The sequence below is a fragment of the Paenibacillus sp. 22594 genome (assembly GCF_052044425.1).
Taxonomy (GTDB): domain Bacteria; phylum Bacillota; class Bacilli; order Paenibacillales; family Paenibacillaceae; genus Paenibacillus_AQ.
This window is the reverse complement of the sequence record NZ_JBQENA010000008.1, coordinates 24,013-43,890: the sequence shown is the minus strand read 5'-3', so window position 1 is coordinate 43,890 and position 19,878 is coordinate 24,013. Positions and strand designations below refer to the sequence as shown.

The 19,878-nt window shown below is 50.7% G+C and carries 13 protein-coding genes; 4 read left to right on the top strand and 9 right to left on the bottom strand.

The annotated features are described in order from the left end of the window. Positions 1 to 33 precede the first annotated feature (33 nt). The 5 genes from ACTJKB_RS23055 to ACTJKB_RS23035 are packed head-to-tail and all read right to left on the bottom strand — an operon-like array spanning position 34 to position 5,979. Entirely contained in the window at positions 34 to 924 is an 891-nt protein-coding gene (locus ACTJKB_RS23055; RefSeq protein ID WP_440836698.1) for an ROK family protein, read from the bottom strand. 4 nt (positions 925 to 928) lie between these two features. After that, entirely contained in the window at positions 929 to 2,425 is a 1,497-nt protein-coding gene (locus ACTJKB_RS23050; RefSeq protein ID WP_440836697.1) for a glycoside hydrolase family 32 protein, read from the bottom strand. A gap of 33 nt (positions 2,426 to 2,458) precedes the next feature. Next, positions 2,459 to 4,078, bottom strand: a complete 1,620-nt coding sequence (locus tag ACTJKB_RS23045; protein ID WP_440836696.1) for an ABC transporter substrate-binding protein — start codon at positions 4,076 to 4,078, stop codon at positions 2,459 to 2,461. A 60-nt stretch (positions 4,079 to 4,138) separates the two neighbouring features. After that, on the bottom strand, positions 4,139 to 5,020 hold the full coding sequence (locus tag ACTJKB_RS23040) for a carbohydrate ABC transporter permease (RefSeq protein ID WP_074086415.1): 882 nt from the start codon (positions 5,018 to 5,020) through the stop codon (positions 4,139 to 4,141). 17 nt (positions 5,021 to 5,037) lie between these two features. Then, positions 5,038 to 5,979, bottom strand: coding sequence for an ABC transporter permease (locus ACTJKB_RS23035; RefSeq protein ID WP_440836882.1), 942 nt, complete (start codon positions 5,977 to 5,979; stop codon positions 5,038 to 5,040). 424 nt (positions 5,980 to 6,403) lie between these two features. On the opposite strand from ACTJKB_RS23035, the gene ACTJKB_RS23030 reads away from it, so the two are divergent. Continuing rightward, the gene (locus ACTJKB_RS23030; protein WP_440836695.1) at positions 6,404 to 7,444 is read left to right on the top strand and encodes a LacI family DNA-binding transcriptional regulator; all 1,041 of its coding nucleotides are present in this window, start codon (positions 6,404 to 6,406) and stop codon (positions 7,442 to 7,444) included. 147 nt (positions 7,445 to 7,591) lie between these two features. Here the strand turns inward: ACTJKB_RS23030 and ACTJKB_RS23025 are convergent, their stop codons facing one another. Further along, a complete protein-coding gene (locus tag ACTJKB_RS23025; protein WP_440836694.1) occupies positions 7,592 to 8,725 on the bottom strand; it encodes a serine hydrolase domain-containing protein in 1,134 nt (377 codons plus the stop codon). A 19-nt stretch (positions 8,726 to 8,744) separates the two neighbouring features. Beyond that, positions 8,745 to 10,724 carry an alpha-amylase family protein gene (locus ACTJKB_RS23020; protein WP_440836693.1) on the bottom strand — a complete coding sequence of 660 codons (1,980 nt, stop codon included), beginning with the start codon at positions 10,722 to 10,724 and terminating at the stop codon, positions 8,745 to 8,747. Between the two features lie 113 nt (positions 10,725 to 10,837). Here ACTJKB_RS23020 and ACTJKB_RS23015 point away from each other — a divergent pair, with 113 nt between their 5' ends. After that, positions 10,838 to 11,752, top strand: coding sequence for a helix-turn-helix domain-containing protein (locus ACTJKB_RS23015; protein ID WP_440836692.1), 915 nt, complete (start codon positions 10,838 to 10,840; stop codon positions 11,750 to 11,752). Between the two features lie 74 nt (positions 11,753 to 11,826). Here the strand turns inward: ACTJKB_RS23015 and ACTJKB_RS23010 are convergent, their stop codons facing one another. Next, positions 11,827 to 12,711, bottom strand: coding sequence for an AraC family transcriptional regulator (locus tag ACTJKB_RS23010; RefSeq protein WP_440836691.1), 885 nt, complete (start codon positions 12,709 to 12,711; stop codon positions 11,827 to 11,829). A gap of 109 nt (positions 12,712 to 12,820) precedes the next feature. Between ACTJKB_RS23010 and ACTJKB_RS23005 the strand changes: the two genes are divergently transcribed. Further along, positions 12,821 to 13,954 (top strand): glycoside hydrolase family 88 protein, encoded by a 1,134-nt coding sequence (locus tag ACTJKB_RS23005; RefSeq protein WP_440836690.1) that lies wholly within the window; start codon positions 12,821 to 12,823, stop codon positions 13,952 to 13,954. Between the two features lie 34 nt (positions 13,955 to 13,988). Next, positions 13,989 to 14,957: an alginate lyase family protein gene (locus tag ACTJKB_RS23000; protein ID WP_440836689.1), complete on the top strand. Its 969-nt coding sequence runs from the start codon at positions 13,989 to 13,991 to the stop codon at positions 14,955 to 14,957. Positions 14,958 to 15,335: 378 nt separating this feature from the next. Here ACTJKB_RS23000 and ACTJKB_RS22995 read toward each other — a convergent pair whose 3' ends face one another. Beyond that, positions 15,336 to 19,859, bottom strand: a complete 4,524-nt coding sequence (locus tag ACTJKB_RS22995; protein ID WP_440836688.1) for an OmpL47-type beta-barrel domain-containing protein — start codon at positions 19,857 to 19,859, stop codon at positions 15,336 to 15,338. Positions 19,860 to 19,878: the final 19 nt, after the last annotated feature.

Genomic DNA, 19,878 nt, shown 5'->3' with positions numbered 1-19,878 from the left:
AGAGCATAACTGGCCAGGATACCTATTGAGTTATTATAAAGTGGAAGCCTCATTATTCCATGCTGCAAGCCCCAAGGCCAGAGCCCCGCATAATCCCGCCTGCTGGCCAAGACCCGGTGACACAATATACTCATCGATGTGTTGCAGAATAGCACTTGAACTGACATAACCGTTCAGATTACGGAGCACAGCCTGCCGGATCAGCGGGAGCAGCTGCAGCTGCTGCATCACGCCGCCGCCCAAAATAATTTTGTGGGGAGACAGAAGTAAAATGGCATTGGTTATCGACTGGGCGATATAGAAGGCTTCCATTTCCCAAGCGATATGGCCGGGAGGCAGCTCGTGGCCCTTTTTCCCCCATCTGGCTTCTATGGCAGGACCTGCCGCCATCCCTTCGAGACAGTCCCCATGGTAAGGGCACACGCCTGCGAATTCATCTTCAGGATGCCGTCTGGTCAGTACATGCCCTCCCTCAGGATGCACAAGACCATGTATGGTTTTACCTTCCGAATACACGCCGACACCGACACCCGTGCCTACGGTATAGTACAAACAGCTGGATAATCCTTGCGCAGCACCCCATTTAGCCTCACCATATGCGGCTGCATTGACATCGGTATCCCAGCCGTACGGAACTGGAAAGGCCCGCCGTAAAGTCCCCAGCACATCGTAATTCTCCCAACCCGGCTTTGGGGTTGTCGTAACGTAGCCGTAAGTCGGACTCTCCGGGTTGATATCGATCGGACCAAAGGACCCAACCCCGATCGCCTCTACCTGTTTGTCTTGAAAATATTGAATCACCTGAGGGAGGGTTTGATCAGGATGCCCGGTTGGAAGGCTGAGCCGGTTCAGAATTTTTCCGCTTTCATCCCCAATCCCGCATACGAATTTGGTTCCACCTGCTTCAATTGCTCCTATACGCATCCTGTCAACCCTCCGATTGCTGGTTATCGCCATCTGCGGCAGGCAGATTCAAATTGTAGATTTCCAGTGAAAGGAACGGGGTCTCTTCATTTTCTGCAAATGCAGCAACGCCCGCTGATTCAGGCTTAGGAAAAATAAGATCCGTAATGACCGCCTGACCTCCATTGCTGAACACTTCAACCGAAGTACGGTCCACAAAAATGCGCAGATCATTGATCTCACCCGGTGCCTGTAGTTCCGCCGAATGACGTCCGGGAAACCACTCATGGAAATCTAGCCGTCCTGAAGTCAGACGGTCTACATAAAGCTCTTCTGCCTTCGCATCAATTCCGATAACGGTTTGTTCTCCAGCCCCGGCTCTTACCTTGAAGCCTGCAGACATGCCGCGGGTGAACCTCGCAGCGATCTCGTAAGCATCAAGCTGGAGATCGGCTAATGAAGCGTTGATTTCCTGCACAGTAACATCTTTGAGTGAAAGAACAGGGGTGCGGACCACCTCCAGTTCTTTGACCGGCTTCTGAACGAGTAGGATTTTTCCTTCTCTGGATTCGAGGTACAGCTCTCTTGGAAGGGTCATCGCCCCACGGAAATCTTCTGCGGGTGTCTGTCTGGCATACATCCAGTTGCTCATCCAGCCGATAAACAGACGTCTTCCGTCTTCTTCAGGCACATCCGACCAGCTTACCCCTGCGTAATTGTCCCTTCCATAATCAAGCCAGCGGACGTGCTCGGAATCCTCATCCGGAGTAAACACTGCTCCATCGAAATCGCCGGTGAAGTATTGTGTTCTTGAGCCTTCCACTAAAGCGGGGTCTGCTCCAATACTCACAAGCATCACCCATTTGGTGTTCGCTGTGTCTCCATCCACGTGCAGGGGGAACAAGTCAGGGCATTCCCACACACCGTCATGTGACCCGGTGCCCTCACCGAATTCACTGGCAAAGGTCCAATGGATCAGATCTGGAGATTGATACAGGCAGACCGTTTGACCGCAAGCGACGATCATTACCCATTGCTTAGTCTCCTGGTGCCAGAACACTTTTGGATCACGGAAATCAATGAAAGTATCATGTTCAAGCACCGGATTGCCTTCGTATTTGGTCCAGGTTCTGCCATTGTCATGGCTGTAAGCGAGGCTTTGACGCTGAACGGCCGGTTTCCCTTCCGGCATGTCAAGGTGATGCGTAAAAATGGCTACCAGCCCTGGCTTATCCTCAAAAAATCCGGTCGTATTGTTCCAGTCCACAACAGCACTTCCCGAGAAAATCATGCCCAGCTCATCCGGAAAGAGTGCGATAGGCAGCTCCTCCCAAGTAATAAGGTCCTTGCTGACAGCATGGCCCCAGTGCATGCTCCCCATGGTCATTCCACCCGGATGGTGCTGGAAGAACAAATGATATTCTCCTTCGAAAAAGACCATTCCGTTCGGGTCGTTCATCCATTTGGCTTGGGGCGAGAAATGATAGACACCCCGGTATTTTTGTTTTGTAATAGCTGACATTATGGCTCTCTCCTCTACTCCACTGTCTATTGTTTATTTTTGCGTTGCTCTGTCATAACCGCCTTGTTTAATTTTCAGCCATTCCTGCAGGCCAAGACGGTCCAATTCCTTCAGATAATCATCCCACTGCGCATCCACTTTGCCGTTCTGGTACCACTCTGTACGCATTCTGAGAACGTAGGCGAACAGATCCGTTTCAATCGTCGTCAGGCGGTCCAGCTCTTCAATCGAATTAAATACGCTTGGCATTACGTTCTCTGCCTTCATCTTCGGCGCCATGATGTTTTTGATAATATCCATTCTGCCCTTGGCATCATCCGGCATGGTTGTATATTTGCCATAGTAGGAATCGAGAACGGCCAGAGGCCCGCCGATACTTGTTTTCTCGCGAAGCTCTACAGGAGCGGCACCTTCGAGGGGCAGATGCGTCAGCATGCCCTTTGCTTCATCAAATTTGAAGATGTTCTGCTGTGTTTTATCCCCATAGGTACCCCAGTTGTCCTGCACGGATTGGACCGGATCATACAGCTGATCCACCCATTTCGCCGTCGTTTCCAGGTTTTTATTGGAGCTCGTAAGGACCATTTTACCGCGGCCAAGGCCAAGACCATTGGTTCTCGTTACATTCACTTCGCCATCCGGGCCAGCGAGCGGCGGCATCACTTCATAGGTATCGTTGGCTCCAGAGATGTTAGCCTTATCCCAGGAGAAGTACAATCCGTATCGTTGATCTTTCCCTTTGGCAAGATACGTACTCCAGTCCTGCGTATACGCCTCAATATCAATAAGTCCTTCCTTATACAGCTCATTGATAAAAGAAACAGCCTTCTTGTAGCCTTCATCCGCCGCTGTAAATATCACTTTGCCTTCATTGCTTACCACCGCATGATCGGGATTCTCCCCCAGTCCGAAGGAAGCAAAGAGGAAGGCCAGATCTTCCGCGCCCGGCTTGTTAATAAAGGACAGCGGGATTTCATCCGCCTGGCCGTTGCCATTCGGGTCCTGCGTCTTGAACGCGATCAGCACTTTTTTCAGCTCATCCGTCGTTTTTGGCATCTCAAGGCCCAGCTTTTTCAGCCATTCGACGTTGATCCAGGGCATGCTGTCTACAGCCTGAATTCTTTCTTTTCCGTTACCAAGCTCTTCAATCCAGGGAAAGGCATAAATATTGCCGTCCGGCGCCGTGATCATGCTCTTGTATTCAGGAGCTTGTTCTAACACCTTTTTAAAATTGGGCATATTCTTCTCGATCAGATCGTTCAATGGAATAATGGTACCGTCTTTAGCGAGTTTGAGCAGCTCATAATCACTATAGTCAGCATTGAAGATAGCATCAGGGAGATCACCGCTTGCAACAGCCAGGTTTCTTTTTTCCACAAACACGTCTTTGGTGAAGTTTTTCCAGTTGATATGAACATTTGTTTTTTCTTCGAGACGTTTATTGATCAGCTTTTCGTTCGGGTCGGCCGGTGCCAGGGGGGAGCTCTGTGTAATAAAGTTCAGGGTAACTTTGCCGCTTGGGTCCTGTTCTTTACTAGCCGCATTTCCTCCGCCTCCGCCGCCACCGCTGCATGCCGTAAGCAACAGGATAGAGGCAAGTACAGAAGCAGAAGCTGCTTGGGTCACCACTTTTGATTTTGTCAGTTTTTTCATGGGAACATGACCTCCTGAGTAGGATGAATGCAAATCTGTATCTATGTTCAAGTCCATCCCCTATTTCAGGGAACCGAGCATGACACCTTTTTCAAAGTACTTCTGGAAGAAAGGATACATAATGATGAGCGGCAAACTGGAAACAACGATTGCAGCATATTTGATGATTTCAGACAACCGTTTCATTTCCGCCATCGCCAGCTGATCACTGATCATGCCAGGATCTACCTGGTTCTGAATCAGGATGGAACGCAGAACGAGCTGCAGCGGATGAAGGTTCGGATTATCCAGATAAATCATGGCATCAAAGTAGGAATTCCACTGGCCCACAAAGGCATAAAGAGCAAGCACAAAGATAATGGGTTTCGAGAGCGGCAATACAATGCCGATGAAAATCCTCATCTCCGATGCCCCGTCCACATTAGCCGCCTCCCTCAATTCATTGGGTACGCTCTTGAAAAAGGTTCTGGAAAGGATAATGTTCCATACGTTGACTGCTCCGGGAATGATCACTGCCCATACCGTGTCAAGCAGCCCCAGGTTTTTGACCAGCAGATAAGTTGGAATAAGCCCCCCGCCAAAAAACATCGTGATAATGAACAAGGTCATAAAAAATCCTCTACCTTTCAGCCTGTCATCCGACAGGGCATAGCCTGCACAGATCGAGACCAGAACGGTAAGTGTGGCAAATGCCACGGAGTAAAAAACAGCGTTTCCAAACCCGCGGATCATAGCCGGATTTGTAAGGATCATTTTGTAGCCGTCTAATGACCAGTCCGAAACTTTGAATGATAATCCATGACTGAGCAATACCGACGGGTCCATGAAGGATGCAATCACCACATAAACGAGCGGAAGCACCACTACCAATACAGCGAGCGTCAAGAACGTGGCATTCAGCGCGAGAATAAAGCGGTCCAGCCGGGAATGTCTTATGAACATGAACAGGTACTCCTTTCTTAGTAAAGGCCATCGCCCTCATTCAGCTTCTTCACAATAAAGTTCACCGTAATGAGCAAAACAACGTTGATGAGAGAGTTGAACAAACCCACTGCGGCTGAGTATGCGTAATCGCCTGACTGCAAGCCTATTTTGTAAACATAAGTCGGAATGATCTCGGAGGACGGCAGGTTGGTTGCCGTTTGCATGAGATAAGCCTTTTCAAATCCGATCGACATGATGCCCCCCGCCGCAAGAATAAACACAATAGCCATAATCGGGCGAATGGTTGGAAGATCAATATGGCGTATTCTTTGCAGAAGATTGGCTCCATCCAGATTCGCAGCATTATGTAACTCAGGGTCAACGTTGGCAAGAGCCGCCACATAGATAATTGAAGCCCAGCCTGCACTTGTCCAGATATCCGAAAGAATGTAGATCCAGCGGAAATACTCAGGACGGGACATGAACATTACAGGTTCACCTGTAGCCCAGGTAAAGATCTGGTTGATTGGCCCTGTCGGAGACAAGAAGATAAACAGCATACCCACCACAACCACTACGGAAATGAAGTTAGGCGCGTACAGAAACAACTGTATATTCTTTTTGACAGCAGACCTCCTGATCTGATTCAGCATCAAGGCCAGCAGAATGGGAACGGGAAAGCTCAAAATCAGACCGAAAAAACTTAATTTAAGCGTATTCATAAAAATCACTTCAAAATTGGGGGAAGAAAGAAACTTGTTGAAGTTGTACAAACCTACCCATTCACTGCCCATGATTCCTTTGATCGGGCTGAAATCCTTAAAGGCGATGATCGCGCCATACATTGGACCATATTTAAAAATCAGGGTCAGGATTAGCGCCGGTGCGAGCATTAAATAAAGAAAGTAATGTTTCTTCATAAAATTTAATAAGGAGCTCGAAGATTTGGGCACCGTACTTCTAGCATCCGCTTTCATTGTGTTTTGCAATGCCTTTGCCTCCATTCTTTTACACATTTAATTTGTGATGCACATATGAGCCCAACGTTTCAGCTGAACTTAAGTCCTGCTGCATTTACAATTTATCAGAGAGTTCAACATGCGTCAATACAATATGTAAAATTATTTTTGTTCATTTGACAATAAAAGGACTCCAAAAAGGTCCTTTTCGCATTAAAAAATTATATAAAGAGGAATTCAGGCAGTAAAAATGCAGTTTTAATCATGATATACTCATAACGAGTTATTATTTTCACGTTATTTTTGAACACGGATTAATTTACAAATGTAAAATAATTTGTTCATTTGTAAATTTGAATATTGCTATTTTTAGAAAACTATTATACATTTAAGGAAGTTAAGACGATGAAAAGAACACGACATAGAGGTGAATGTACAATACATGGCTAGAGATAGGGTAACCATACAAGACATCGCTGATGCTTTGGGAATCTCCAGAAACACGGCCTCCAAAGCCTTAAACGGAACGATAGGCATTCCCGATGAAACCAGAAATAAAGTCATTAAACAAGCGAGAGAAATGAAATACAAGCAGTTTTCCTTTATGGAGGACGAAAGCAAGTTGCCTAAGAGCTCCAGAAACATCGCTTTATTAACAGAGAACTTGCCAAACACTTCCCATTTTGGATCGACCCTGATCAGTGGTTTGGAAAAATGCATCAGCGACGAAGGGTATAATTTATCCATTCACATCATCCGGGATATCGATCAGCAATCGCTATCCCTTCCCAATAATTTTGATGTGTCCAATGTGGACGGAATCATCTGTATTGAGCTGTTCAATCTGGAATACAGCAAACTGATTACAAGCCTTGAACTTCCAACCATCTTCATCGATTGTTCTGCTCATGTCTGCTACCCTGAATTTCATGCGGATGTGCTGTTGATGGAGAACGAGCACAGTACTTATCTGCTTACGAGGAAGTTAATTGATGGAGGTTACAAAACGTTCGGGTTTGTCGGGGACTTTAATCATTGCCGGAGCTTTAACGAAAGATGGGTGGGGTTCAATCGCGCTTTAACGGAGGCCGGCATCCGGTTGGATCTCTCACAGTGTGTTCTGGATGAGGATCGGTACTTTTTCTCCACCCCCAGTTGGGCGGATGAAAGGCTGCAGGGTATTACCCAGCTTCCATCAGCTTTTATATGTGCCAACGATTTCATCGCCGTCAGCTTTATGAAAGCACTTAAAAATCAAAACCATTCCATTCCCGGGGATATTGTTGTCTGCGGTTTTGATAACAGTCCAGAATCAAAGATCATCGAGCCTCATCTGACCACCGTCCATATTTACAGTAACGAAATGGGGGGCACCGCTGCCCAAATGCTGCTGTCACGGATCAGCCATCCCGAACAGCCTTATCAGGTCTCTCATATCTATACAACCCCCATATTTAGAGACTCTACACCAGATATGATATAGATTGGACCGAAAACTATTTCTGGTAGAACCCCATTCTTCACTCACTAAGCAGTAGGTTACAATCAAAAAGCAGCGACTCCCATAACGGCAGAGTCGCTGCTTTTCTTGACTTTTTGGTGGCTTCTTAGATCAAAAGGTGCGGTTTAGTTACAAGCAAGCATACACGATATTTCTCAATCGCGGATGTACAAAAGGCTCCTGGTTGTTCAGCAAATGCTGCGCATACATTACAGTGAGCTGTGACGCCGGATCAATAATGGCCAGGCAACCTGCCGCACCGCTCCAGCCGAATTCACCGCGGGGGCTGAGCGAACCGCTCTCCGCTTGCGAGATGTGGGTTCTCACACCCAGGCCATAGCCGTAACCTTTCAACTGCTCCCAGCAAAAATCCCCGCGCATATTACCCGCCAAATGATCGGTCCGCATCAGATCCACCGTCGCCGGGGACAGAATACGCACGCCGTCCGGGCTTGTGCCCTGATTCGTCAGCGCGTTCAAAAACAGAGCATAGTCGCTAACGGTAGACAGCAGTCCCGCCCCGCCGCTCTCATATTCGCTTCCGAGCCGGTACCCATTCCCGTCCTTACGTATGGGCTTGCCAAGCGCATCACTATATTCGTACTGCGGGGCCAGACGGACCCGCTGCTCGTCCGAAAGATCAAAACCCGTGTCCGTCATGCCCAGCGGTCCGGTAATTTCATCCCGGATATATGTACCGAACCGTCTGCCGTCCACAGCCTCGACGAGAGCGGCAAGGACATCATGGCACAAACTGTAATTCCACCGGGTACCCGGCTCGAACATAAGGGGTTCCTTGGCGATCGCTTCCGCGAAGGCGCGTGTCGGCATCTTCCCGTCCGTGCTTCTCACTGCATCCCGGATAGACGGAGCTTCGAGATCATAGGAGAAGCCAGCCGACATCGTGAACAGATCGCGCACGGTGATCGGCTTCACCGCCTTCTCGAATGCAAGTTCACCGTCCGGCTGTCTCTTCTTCACGGTCATATCAGCGAATTCCGGCAGGTAGTCTGACAGCGGATCATTCAGATGAACGGCTCCCTTTTCAACGAGCTGAAGGGCTGCCGTACATGTCATAATCTTCGTTAATGAGTAGAGGTTGATCAACTGCCGGTCAGTGACAGGCGTCTTCTCTTCCAGATTGGCGTAGCCCTGACGGTAACGGAAAACTGTTTCATTCCGGTGCATAACGAGCACCTCCGCCCACGGAATACGCCAGGAAGTGATGCGGTCCATAAATGAAGCTAGACGTTCAAAGTTCATCATTTGCCATCCTTTCAATTCAATCCGATTCATAATCGAGGACCACCATTTGATGGCACTCCAGCACGGGTACTGTGTAACGAACAGTCCGGCCCTCACAGCTAAAGGGGAGCGGTGTCATCTGAGGTGCCAGATATACCCGGGTGACGAGGCCCTTCGTCTGAACGGAAACCTCGACATTGTATACAGGGATAATGTCCTCAATCACTTCGATGCTCTCTCCTCTGCGGACTGGTGCCGCGTACAGCAGGTGATTGACCAGGCGGTTCTCCGCCCTCTGCTCCTGCAGCGTAACAATGCCCTGCGCCGGCAGATTCGTATGCAGCGTCTTATCGGGAAGCAGCCGATTCAGCGCGTAAAGGACTGTTTCCTTTACAATGAGACTCCCTTTAGCAGCGTAATCTTCAAATACGTTCCACGCGATATAGATTCCATTGCCGTTCTCCACCATTCCCGGTCCTCCACTAACGTAGCTGCTAGGCGTATGCTGATGGGAGCAGAACGTAAAGCCATCGCGGTTAAAATAAGGATCTTCGCGGCGTCCAAGCTCAGTTCCGCCGTTAAGCCCGATCTTCTGTCCCTCCCCATAAAACACAAAGGAGGCCTCCTGCAGGCTTCCGGGCTTGAACAGAGGTCGGAAATAATCGGGACGGAATGGATTGACTCCCGAATACTGTACTCCGAGATCCATCATGAACCGCGTCCCTTCGGGATCCAGACCGGACCAGCCCGTCGCGAGAATTTTACCGCCCCTTTGCAGGAACTGCAATAATTTGCCGCACAGCCCGTCATCCACCGCCACATAATCGGGCATAATCAACACTTTATAAGCCGTAAAATCATGCTCTTTATCAATAACATCGAACAGGATTTTCCCCTCCAGCAGAATACGAACGGCTCCGGCATCCGATGGTGGCCTGCGGCCCTCCGTCTTTGCCTTGGGATGCACACCGGTCGACTCAAGCGACAAAAGTGCCACATCCGCTACATTCTTCGCCAGAGTACACCAGGCTTCCTTGTCCGCAACCTCGCGGTAAGCTTCACCGATCAGGGCATAGGTGGCTTCATCCATATGGCCGTCGGGATGCAGCTGATCGCCGATTGAACATCCCGCACCATTGGCGATGCTGAGCGCAGTTTCATAACGGAGCGCATTCGGGTGCTTATACCCGCCGAATTCCCCCCAGGACGTATGGAATTTCCCGGTCATCCCGAGAAAATCGAGACCCAGCGTCTGCGCATACCTGGCCGACAGCGGGAAATGATCATAGCCCCAGCCGCCTGTAGGCAATGATTCCAGCTCTAAATGGTCGTTCATGAATGCCAAATCGCGGCGGCCGCGAGCAATGTGTCCGCCGTTATGGAAGATCGGCAGCCCCGGCTTGATCGCCTCAACCGCTTCTTTCACTCTTGCCGTATAATTCGCGTAGGTTTTCTCCCAGAGTGTACGCATCGCCTTTTCATCCCGGGGATCACCGCCTTCCCGCCGCATGCTCTCTATACAGCTATGGCAGTAGCATTTGCGCACACCGACAATATCGAAAAACAGGCCGTCCAGATCATAACGGGACACGACTTCACGGGTTTGTGCAATCAGGATATCCAGGTAAGGCGTGTTCATGCAGAACTGGTGATAGCCCGGTTCCATGAAGCCTTTTACCCAGTTCGTTTGGTCATTCTCATCGCGGATCAGCCACTCCGGATGCAGTCTGGCCAGTCTTTCATCCAGTCCGGCCGACAGATATACGGGCGTCTTCACATGGATTTCATGTGCAGCCTCGATCTGGGCTCCAAGTAGATCAAAGCTCAGCCCGGGATGAATCACCCCCGCCTCCGACGGATGGTAACTCCAGCCGTGATGGCATTTAGAGAACACTGTAACCGAATCTACGCAGCCCAGCTTTAGCATCTCCTGAAACTGCTGTTGGTCAAAACGGGCTCCGATCGGCGTTATCGCTTCGGAGGTGTGATAATCGAGATGGACCTGGCGGAATCGCATATATACCCTTCCTTTCCGAATTCATATACGTTAAGTATATAAATATTCCTCTGGATCAGACAGGTTCTGTATCGACTTAAAGTAGCACATTTTCTACCTTATCGGTTTCTGCCGTGATACAATTAGGCAACGATATCAAAGGGAAAGGTGAAACTGTGATGAACTGCCTGGAGCTTACCATCCCCCCGCTGCCGCAGCTGGTAACTATCGGCCATACCTTCTGGCCCCCGGGACAACAGCATGAAACCCGTTCGTTCGATGTATACGACCTGTTGTTTGTCTTGAAGGGCACCTTGTATATGATGGAAGATGAGGTCCCCTACGAAATCAAAGAAGGCTCCATGCTTGTGCTGGAACCTAACCGTATGCATTCCGGGTATCGTCCTTGCGAAGAAATCACCGAAATTTACTGGATTCACTTTGTCCATCCGGCGCCTGTCCGGACGATCGAAAGCGGGAAAATCCCCTGGTCCTTTCCATATACCAAAGGAACTAATATGGATGTGGAGCCAAACCTGCAAGTGATGTATCTTCCGAAATTCGCCACCTTGCATGTCCCTGACATCCTCCCGTTCCTGGAGCAGATGATGGAGCTCCATCACAGTTTATCGCCTGCACACTCCCTGCCGCTGCAGATGCAGCTGGCTGGCTTGCTGGTACAATTGCAGGCTGCGGCACGGCTGCAGAATGCCTCCCGCGCAAGACAGCTCTGCGATCACACCATTGCCTATCTTCAGCAGCATCTAACCCGGCCCTTCGACGCGAAGCATATGGAACAGACGCTTCATTACCGGTTCGACTATCTCGCCCGGTGCCTCAAAACGTACACGGGCATGAGTCCGCTTCAATATCTGCATGATCTGCAAATCAAGACAGCCAAATCACTGCTGGAAAACATGGAGCTGTCCGTATCGGAAGTCGGCCAGCAGGTCGGCATTGATGATCCCAATTATTTCATACGTCTGTTCCGCAAACAAACGGGAATAACGCCCGGAAAGTACCGCAATATTAGAATTGGCAAAGCTTAATATAACAGCAGAGCCGAAATCATTCGTAGCCTTCTGTCTAAGGTTTTATGAGGTCAGACGAAGGCAAATGTCCGTTATTTGGCCGTATGATGAAGCGCCGAGCGGTAGTCCAGAGGTGTCATACCTTTGTGTTTTTTGAACAGCTTGCAAAAATATGGGGTGCTTAGCCCTCCGATCTCATGGGCAATACGCTGCACCGGTTTACCGGAATTCGCGAGCAGCACGCAGGCTTCACGGATTCTTCTGGCCGTCACGTAATCCGTTAGTGTTACTCCAGTGTATTGCTTGAACAAATGGGATACATAGTAGGAAGACAGATGCAGCTCCCCGGCCAGCAGCTCCAGGCTGAAGGGCTGTCTGAAATGACCTTCGATCCAATCCATAATTGATTCAATATGGGCGGTTTTTTTGACGGACCAGCCTTCCGGTGATAGCTCCTCATACGGAATAACCGCCAGCTGGAGATGGCGCAGCAAGGAAATCACAAACAAAATACGGGCCTCTTCCTGATCCTCCCCTGTTTCCGTCACTGCCTGGACATGGCTCTCCATCACCCCCGTCAGCTGACTTTCTGTGAATGTGAACTTGGGTGAAGCCAGAGCTCCTTTGGACAAAAAGCGGAGAAACGCCTGAAGCTTCGGATACGGCTCCAGAAACGGCTCCAGATATCTTGGATCGAACGTCAGATTCGTCCGGACATACCGGGTATCCCTACGGCCGGGAACCTCCACCTTGTGCAGCTGGTAAGGCTGGAAGCAGAAGAGCGATCCTCCTTCCAGTTCGTAGGATGCGCCTTCCACCTCCACAAGCCCATCCCCTTCATGGATAAATAACAATTCCAGACCCTGATGCGCATGAAACTTAAGAAAATGATCATCCAGCCACTCATCCCGGTAAGCCAGAAAAAAGCTGCTGTGACCCGGATCTACATGTTCAATATGTCCCGTCAACACATCCACCCCCATATCTCCATAACCGCAATCTGGTTATATTTTAGCACAACAAGGAATTACTGTTCCGGATATATAATGGAGGCAGCCTTTCTATCAAAGAATGGAGGATGCCACCATGTGGGCACAAGCCATAGAGGACGCCTTAAGTGTGATTTCACAAAATATTGACCGTTTCGGAGAGGAGTTCCCCCTCACAAGCACCCAAGGAAACCGGATCTACCGGTTAACGCCTAATAACGATTGGACCGAAGGCTTCTGGTCCGGACTTCTCTGGCTGTCTTACGAGTATACTCAGGATAGCCGTTATCGGGATGCTGCTATGAGAGCGTTGGACAACTTCCGGGAGCGTCTGGAGCAACGCGTGAACCTGGATCATCATGACATCGGATTCCTATATTCCCTTTCCACCAAAGCCCATTGGATTCTGGAAAGGGACGAAAACTCCCGGTCTGCCACCTTGCAGGCTGCGGATGTTTTGCTGGAGAGATGGCGCGACACTCCGGGAATTCTGCAGGCATGGGGGCCTAAGGACGATCCGGAGAACGGCGGACGCATTATCATAGATTGTCTGATGAATCTGCCTTTACTGCATTGGGCTTACCAGCAGACCGGCCGCGAGTGCTACCGTCAGGCCGCTGAGAAGCAAACGGCTATGAGCCGCCGTTTTCTGGTCCGTGGAGACGACTCCACATACCACACTTTCTATTTCGATCCGGTGACCGGGGACTCGATCCGCGGCGGTACCCACCAGGGCAGCCGGGATGGCTCAACCTGGACCCGGGGGCAAGCCTGGGGCATTTACGGATTCGCCCTTGCCTACCGTTATCTGCGTGAGCCTGAACTACTGGAAACCTCTAAGCGGTTAGCCCGCTATTTTGTGGACCGGCTCCCTGAGGATGGGGTGGTGTACTGGGACTTTGATGTACCGCAGGTGCCGGAGACCAAACGGGACAGCTCCGCAGCAGCCATTGCCGCATCGGGAATGCTCGAGCTGGCCGCGCTGCTGCCGGAACAGGACGTTGACCGGGAATGGCTGTCAGCCGCAGCCGAGCGAATCGTTGCCTCCCTGGCCGCTAACTACTCCACGAAGGATGAGCCCGCTGCCCAAGGACTCCTGAACCGTGGCTCCTACGCCGTACGGCTCGATATTTCACCCGATGATTATGTCATCTGGGGGGATTATTTCTATCTGGAGGCCCTGATGCGGCTAGAGCGCGGAATACCCGGCTATTGGTATGAGCGGCAATGACATATAGCCCGAAAATGAAAGGATCGATGCTCTGATGATCAGCCAGACGGCACAAAACCAGCTGCTGCACGTTGCAAATGAAGGGATGTCGGTCAGCTGTCACGCTGTTCCTTCATGGCATATCCCCGGCTTCTATTTCGATATGGCCGGCCACCAGACAGCCAAACGGCTGATGGAGGCGGATGCCCACTCCGCCTGCACGGCAGCGTTAGCCTACCGGTTAACCGGCGAATCCATTTATGCGGATAAGGCAGCCGAACTGATTGATGGCTGGGCAACCATCAATAAGGAGCTGGCCGGGGACGACGGCCCCCTTGTCTCCGCCTACCTGGGAACCGGATTGATTCAAGCGGCTGAGCTCATCAAGTGCTATCCGGGGTGGCCCAAGGAGAATAAAGATCAATTCATCTCCTGGATGAGCGAGGTTTTCTTACCGGCATGGGTGACGATCCCGCTTAGAAACAACTGGTGGAGCTGGAGTCTTTATGCCCGGTTGTCCCTCTTCCGCTTCATGGACGACCAAGCCCGTTTTGCGGAAGCAGCGGCCCATCTCAAAGAACATATCAATAACGCACTTGCACCTTCGGGATTGATTCCGGAAGAAACCATGCGAGGAACCAATTCAATCTGGTACCATTATTTCTCTCTCGCTCCCATCACGGCAGCCATGAAGCTAATCCATGACACAACCGGCGAAAATTTGTTCCACTGGACCTCTCCCGGCGGAGCAAACATCAAGACGGCACTCGATAAGTTATTCTATTATGCCGATGGGCACATCGAAGAGTGGCCGTACGATAAAGATCAGAAATTCCCGGAGCCGCTGGCTTCCGATTCGTGGCCGCTGGATCTATTTGAAGCCATGTCCAAAGTTTACAAGGAACCCGAATATGAACGTTTCGTCGCCCCTTATCGTCCGATAACCGGCAATAAAAATCTGAGCAGCGGGTATTATCAGTCCTATGCCTGGATTTTCCCAGAGCTGCAATTCATGGATGAATAGGCAGGTGCTCCTGAGGAGCGAAGTGGAATTAGTGAACTTAATTGTGCCGGGAAGCGTTCTCACAGAGATGTTAGGTGGAATCAGTAGACTTAAACTAGGCATATTCAGCTGTAAATAGACGAATGTGCCGAATGAAGTCTACTTTTTCCAACAAGCGCTTGCGAGGAGTGGGAACGGTAGATTTAAGTTCACTTTTTCCACTTGAGCCTGCCGCCAACTAGGGTTCTCCAAGGAAAAAGGGACAGAGGAAGCAAAGGTTTATCGGCAAGCAGAGGCAGTACGGTTCCCCCACATCTCAACTAAAACGGCTGTACTGTCCAGTGAAGGACGGCACAGCCGTTTTGCTTATTCCAATTCATCCGCAGATCCAATCATGAGTTAGCCCTGCGTCCCCGCCCTGGCCAGAATATCACCCGCATCCCGCTGCAGGTAAGCCGCGGCTTCAGCCCGGATATGCTTGCCGCTTTGGGCCTGCACCTGTTGAAGGAATGCTTCCACTTGGCCGTGATCGAGTTTGGTGCTCAGACTGTTTGCAATGCCATGATTGTCTATCCAGGACATCTCGCTGAACAGGTTAACCAGTGCTTTCAGCGAGTTCATATCTGCATAGGTTGAGAAAGTCACAGTACGCTCCTGCGTATTCCCTGCTTCATCGCTGGCGGATACAGCAAAGGTGTGGGTGCCAAGACTCAGCGTATATAGTGGAACCGAGGTTCCCTGAACTATGGTCTGGTCATCCAGGCGCGCAGCGGTCTTGCTGTCATCCACTCCGGATAAAACATCGGCAGCTGACCACGACAGGGTCAGGGTTTCTGTACCTGCGTAAGCTCTCGCAGCTGGCTCTGCGACGGATACCTCAGGAGCGCTGGTGTCCAGCTTGAAGCTCAAGGTTTTCGCAACCTCGCTGTTCCCGGCCTTGTCCGCTGACCGGTAGGCTACCGAATAATGACCATCCTGGCTAAAAATCAGCGGCCCCTGGTAGGGCAGCCAGGCCCCTCCGCCATTCATGCTGTATACGGTATCCGTTACGCCGGAGCCCATATCCGCTGCATTCAACTGAACCGTTACGGGACTTACATACCAGCCGTCTGGGCCATCCGGCAGCGACGGGGTAATGACGGCCGTGGTTACCGGGGCAGTCCGGTCAATCATTGTAAACTTGACGTCGTCGAACCACAATTCGCTGAAACCACCTACATAAAAGCCTACCGTTCCCGTCAGATTATGTTTGGGATCGGAGCCATCCAGCCTCAGCTCACCGTTCACATAGACGCGGATGCTGGCGCCGTCAACCAGGACACGAAGGCTGTATTCCGTATTTGGCTGCAAATCCATAGTTGGAAGATTCTTCGTTTGAAGCACCGTCCAAGTCGGGCTGTAGAGAATCCACTGTGAGGTCCCGTCCGCCAACTTCTTGTAGGCGATCTTCCCGGAATTGCCAGAGGCAGTACGGTCATATACGTACAATGTGCCCGTATCCGGCATCACGGCAGGTGTTCTCAGCTTGAAGGTCAGGTCATAATCCGTGAAAAGCTTCGGATGAAGTGCGGAAGCCCCCTTCAATATTTTATACATTTTGTTTCCGTTCACCGTCACGATACTGCGATTGGGGTCCACTGGCCATCCGTTCGCTCCTGAATCGTAATCCGTGAAGTGAAGGATATCCGAAACCACAATCCGGGCAGAGGCTGACGCCGCCGGGTTGGCAACCGAGGAAACAGTGACCATAGTCTCCCCTAAGCCCTGGGCAGTGACCGTCCCGTTCTCACCGACAGAGGCCACCTCCGGATGGCTGGACTGCCAGACAACGGAACGATTCTCGGCGTCCGACGGATCGAACTGGACCTGCAGCTGCAGCTGTTCATCCATCACCATGTTAACACTGCTCTTGTCGAGCAGCAGACCGGCCACATCCTTCGTCGGTACCATAAATTTGATATCGTCGAACAAAAGGTAGTCGAAGCCGCCGGCGTAGAAACCGACTTTACCGGAAGGATTAAAGGTCGGGTCGTTGGCCTTCAGCTTGAGTTTGCCATCGGCATAGACGCTGATCTCCTGTCCCTTGACGATAATCTTCATATTGTAGATTATATCCGGCTGCAGATCCTGAGCAGCCAGCACATTCTGCTTCACCGTACCCCAGGCCGCATTATACAGAATCCAGGCAGAGGTTCCGTCGGCATACTTCTTGTACCCGATTCTGCCTCCGCTGCCGCTCGGATTCAGTCTGTCGAACACGTAGAACGTGGCCAACTCCGGAATCGCCGGAGGCGTCTTCAGCTTGAAGGTCAGTTCATAATTGCTGAAGTCGTTCTCATTCAGCGTCGTTGCACCTTTTAGCAGCTTATACATATGGTTGCCGCCATCGACTTCTACGATGTTCCGGTTCGAATCGCTCGGCCAGCTGTTACGGCCGTTCTCGAAATTCGTATCATCCATAATCCCGTCACCGACTTCCACAGTCACCTGGACCTCGTCTTTGAAAAGCGGGTTGTCTTCAGAGACTGCTGTTACAACCGCGCTCCCGAGATTAACGCCCTTCAGCTTACCCGTCGCATCCACCTTTACCACGGAAGGATCGCTGGAGCTATACTGTAGCTTATTGTTAGTGGCGTTCCAGGGAAGAACTGCCGAATTCAGGGTGTACGATTTCCCGATGCCCATGGTGAGTGTATCATCATACAATACAACACCTCGCACAGGGATCCTGTCGGGAGTCAGATATGGACCTATCTTGCCTATGGTTCCCATTTCGCTGAAAGGCACCGTTTGGAAGCCCGGAATCTGCTGGAACACCTCAGCGTCCGCCTTCAGATTCAGATCGCCTCCCGCCAGATTCACGAAGCCCGGATCATGGTCGGTTACCCAGTTGTTCGCATATTGGACCAGATTGAGTTTATCGTATGCTCCGTTCGCATTCGTGCCGCTTCTCGGTTTGGTTGGATTGTAGATGACATTGTTCTGGAATGTGTTCGTGTCAGGATAATAGCGGTTCTCTGTGAAGAAATCCGCCAGCTCCGGATACTTGACCAGATGCGGCATGCCGACAAAATTGTTGTATTTTTCGAACAAAGCATGCCACGGCTGCATATAGTTTTTGGAGATTTGCTGCTCGGGTCCGTCACCCAAATACATATCGGAGTAGTCATACGGAACCTTGGCATCGATAAACAGGTTGTTCCGGGTGCGGATATGCGCACCGCCGTTATTCAGAATGGCAGAGTTGCCCATCCGGTAGAAAATATTTTTTTCGATCGTAATCCCCATAGTGAAGTTGTCAGGGTACACGCCCTGAACCCCGGCCTTGCCTTCCCCTATATTGTGAAAGTAATTCCCACGGATGACCGATCCCCGCTCCTGCGGCGCAGCCCCCAGATTCATGTAGATGGCACCGAGATCCGAGAATGTTTTGCAGACATCATAGATGTTGTTGTATTCCACGACATGGTCATTGCCAAAAATCAGGATACCGGGATGAGGGGCATCGTGAATTTCACTATGGGAGATACGGTTCCCTGCTCCGGTCAGAATCACAGCAGGGTTATACGCTTTATGGTAATAGGCAAAATCATGGATGTGGCTGTTCTCCACCACATTATTGCCTGGCGCAAGCGTCAGCCGGTCTCCGCCGTTCAGAATCACTCCCGTCCCCCCGACATGATGAATATGCGTGCTGACGACAGCATGGTTAACCCCTGTCCCCTTCGCGAAGTCATTGTACAGCCAGCGGCTCTGGGTATTGATCCGTACACCGCCTTCGGTGAAATTGCGGATCTCGCAATGCACGAGCCGGACACTATCGCCGCCCATGATAACCGCTCCTGAATCCCGGCCATTCTCCAGAATCAGGTCCTCAAAGGTAACATGCGACGTATTGACGGTACTGATCATAGGAGTCTTAAGCATGGACACGGTAATTTCGGGATTGTTCTCCTCAAAGGCGGCTGTTGGCATGAAGTAAAGAATGCCTTGGGTCCGGTCAATATAATACTCCCCCGGCATATCGATCTCTTCCAGCAGGTTCTGGGCGAAATGGAAGTCAGGATACCAGGTCTTCATAAGACCGCTCATTTCCCCGTAAGCTAATGTGATGGACTTGTTCACCGTATCAATCGAAGCAATTTTGTTGTACGACCATTCCCAGCTATAGCCGAAGATCCCGTCGAGCCAAATATCATTCGCCTGGGTCCAAAGCTCAGGCCGCTCATAGGTGTAGGTGAAGGTACCTCCACGGGTCTGCAGGTCCGCGTCCTTACGGGTCGGTCCCGGGTCAATAATATTGCCCATCTGGACTGTACCTTTGTTGGGCCATCTGGCCAGGGTCATCCCTTCGCCTTCGATGTACAGCTCCATCGGCGGAGTCTGGCTTACATCGTTAGCTTTGTAGTAGCCATGACGGCTCATAATTCCATAATCAGAGATGCCATGGCCCATCAGATCCACCTGAAGAACCTTGGATCTTGCATCGGTGCTGATGATCCGGTTCAGAACCTTCGGGTCCGTCACCGGGGTGAACCACCCCTTCTTGAGCTCTTGGCCACCGCTTAACCGGACCGATTCGCCCGGATAAGCCTTGTAGGTAACCGGTTTGTCTGCCGTCCCTGAATCCTGCTCTTCCAGCAGGAAGCTTCCGGTCCGGTTATATATGCCGCCCCTCAGATATACGGTAACACCGCCTTCAGGCAATCCTCCGCCCTGCTTAAGCTGGCGTATGGTATTTCTGGCCTTTTCCAGGGTAAGGAAGGGACTTCCCTTTGTTCCCGGATTGGAATCGCTTCCATTTTCAGATACATAATAGACTGCTTCGGAACTGTGTGACTCCTCTGCCTGAATCGCCGCGGCCGGGAAACATCCTACTATTAATGCAATGATCGATAAGACAATAAACGTTCTTCTTCCCATGTTATATGAAGCCTCCTTA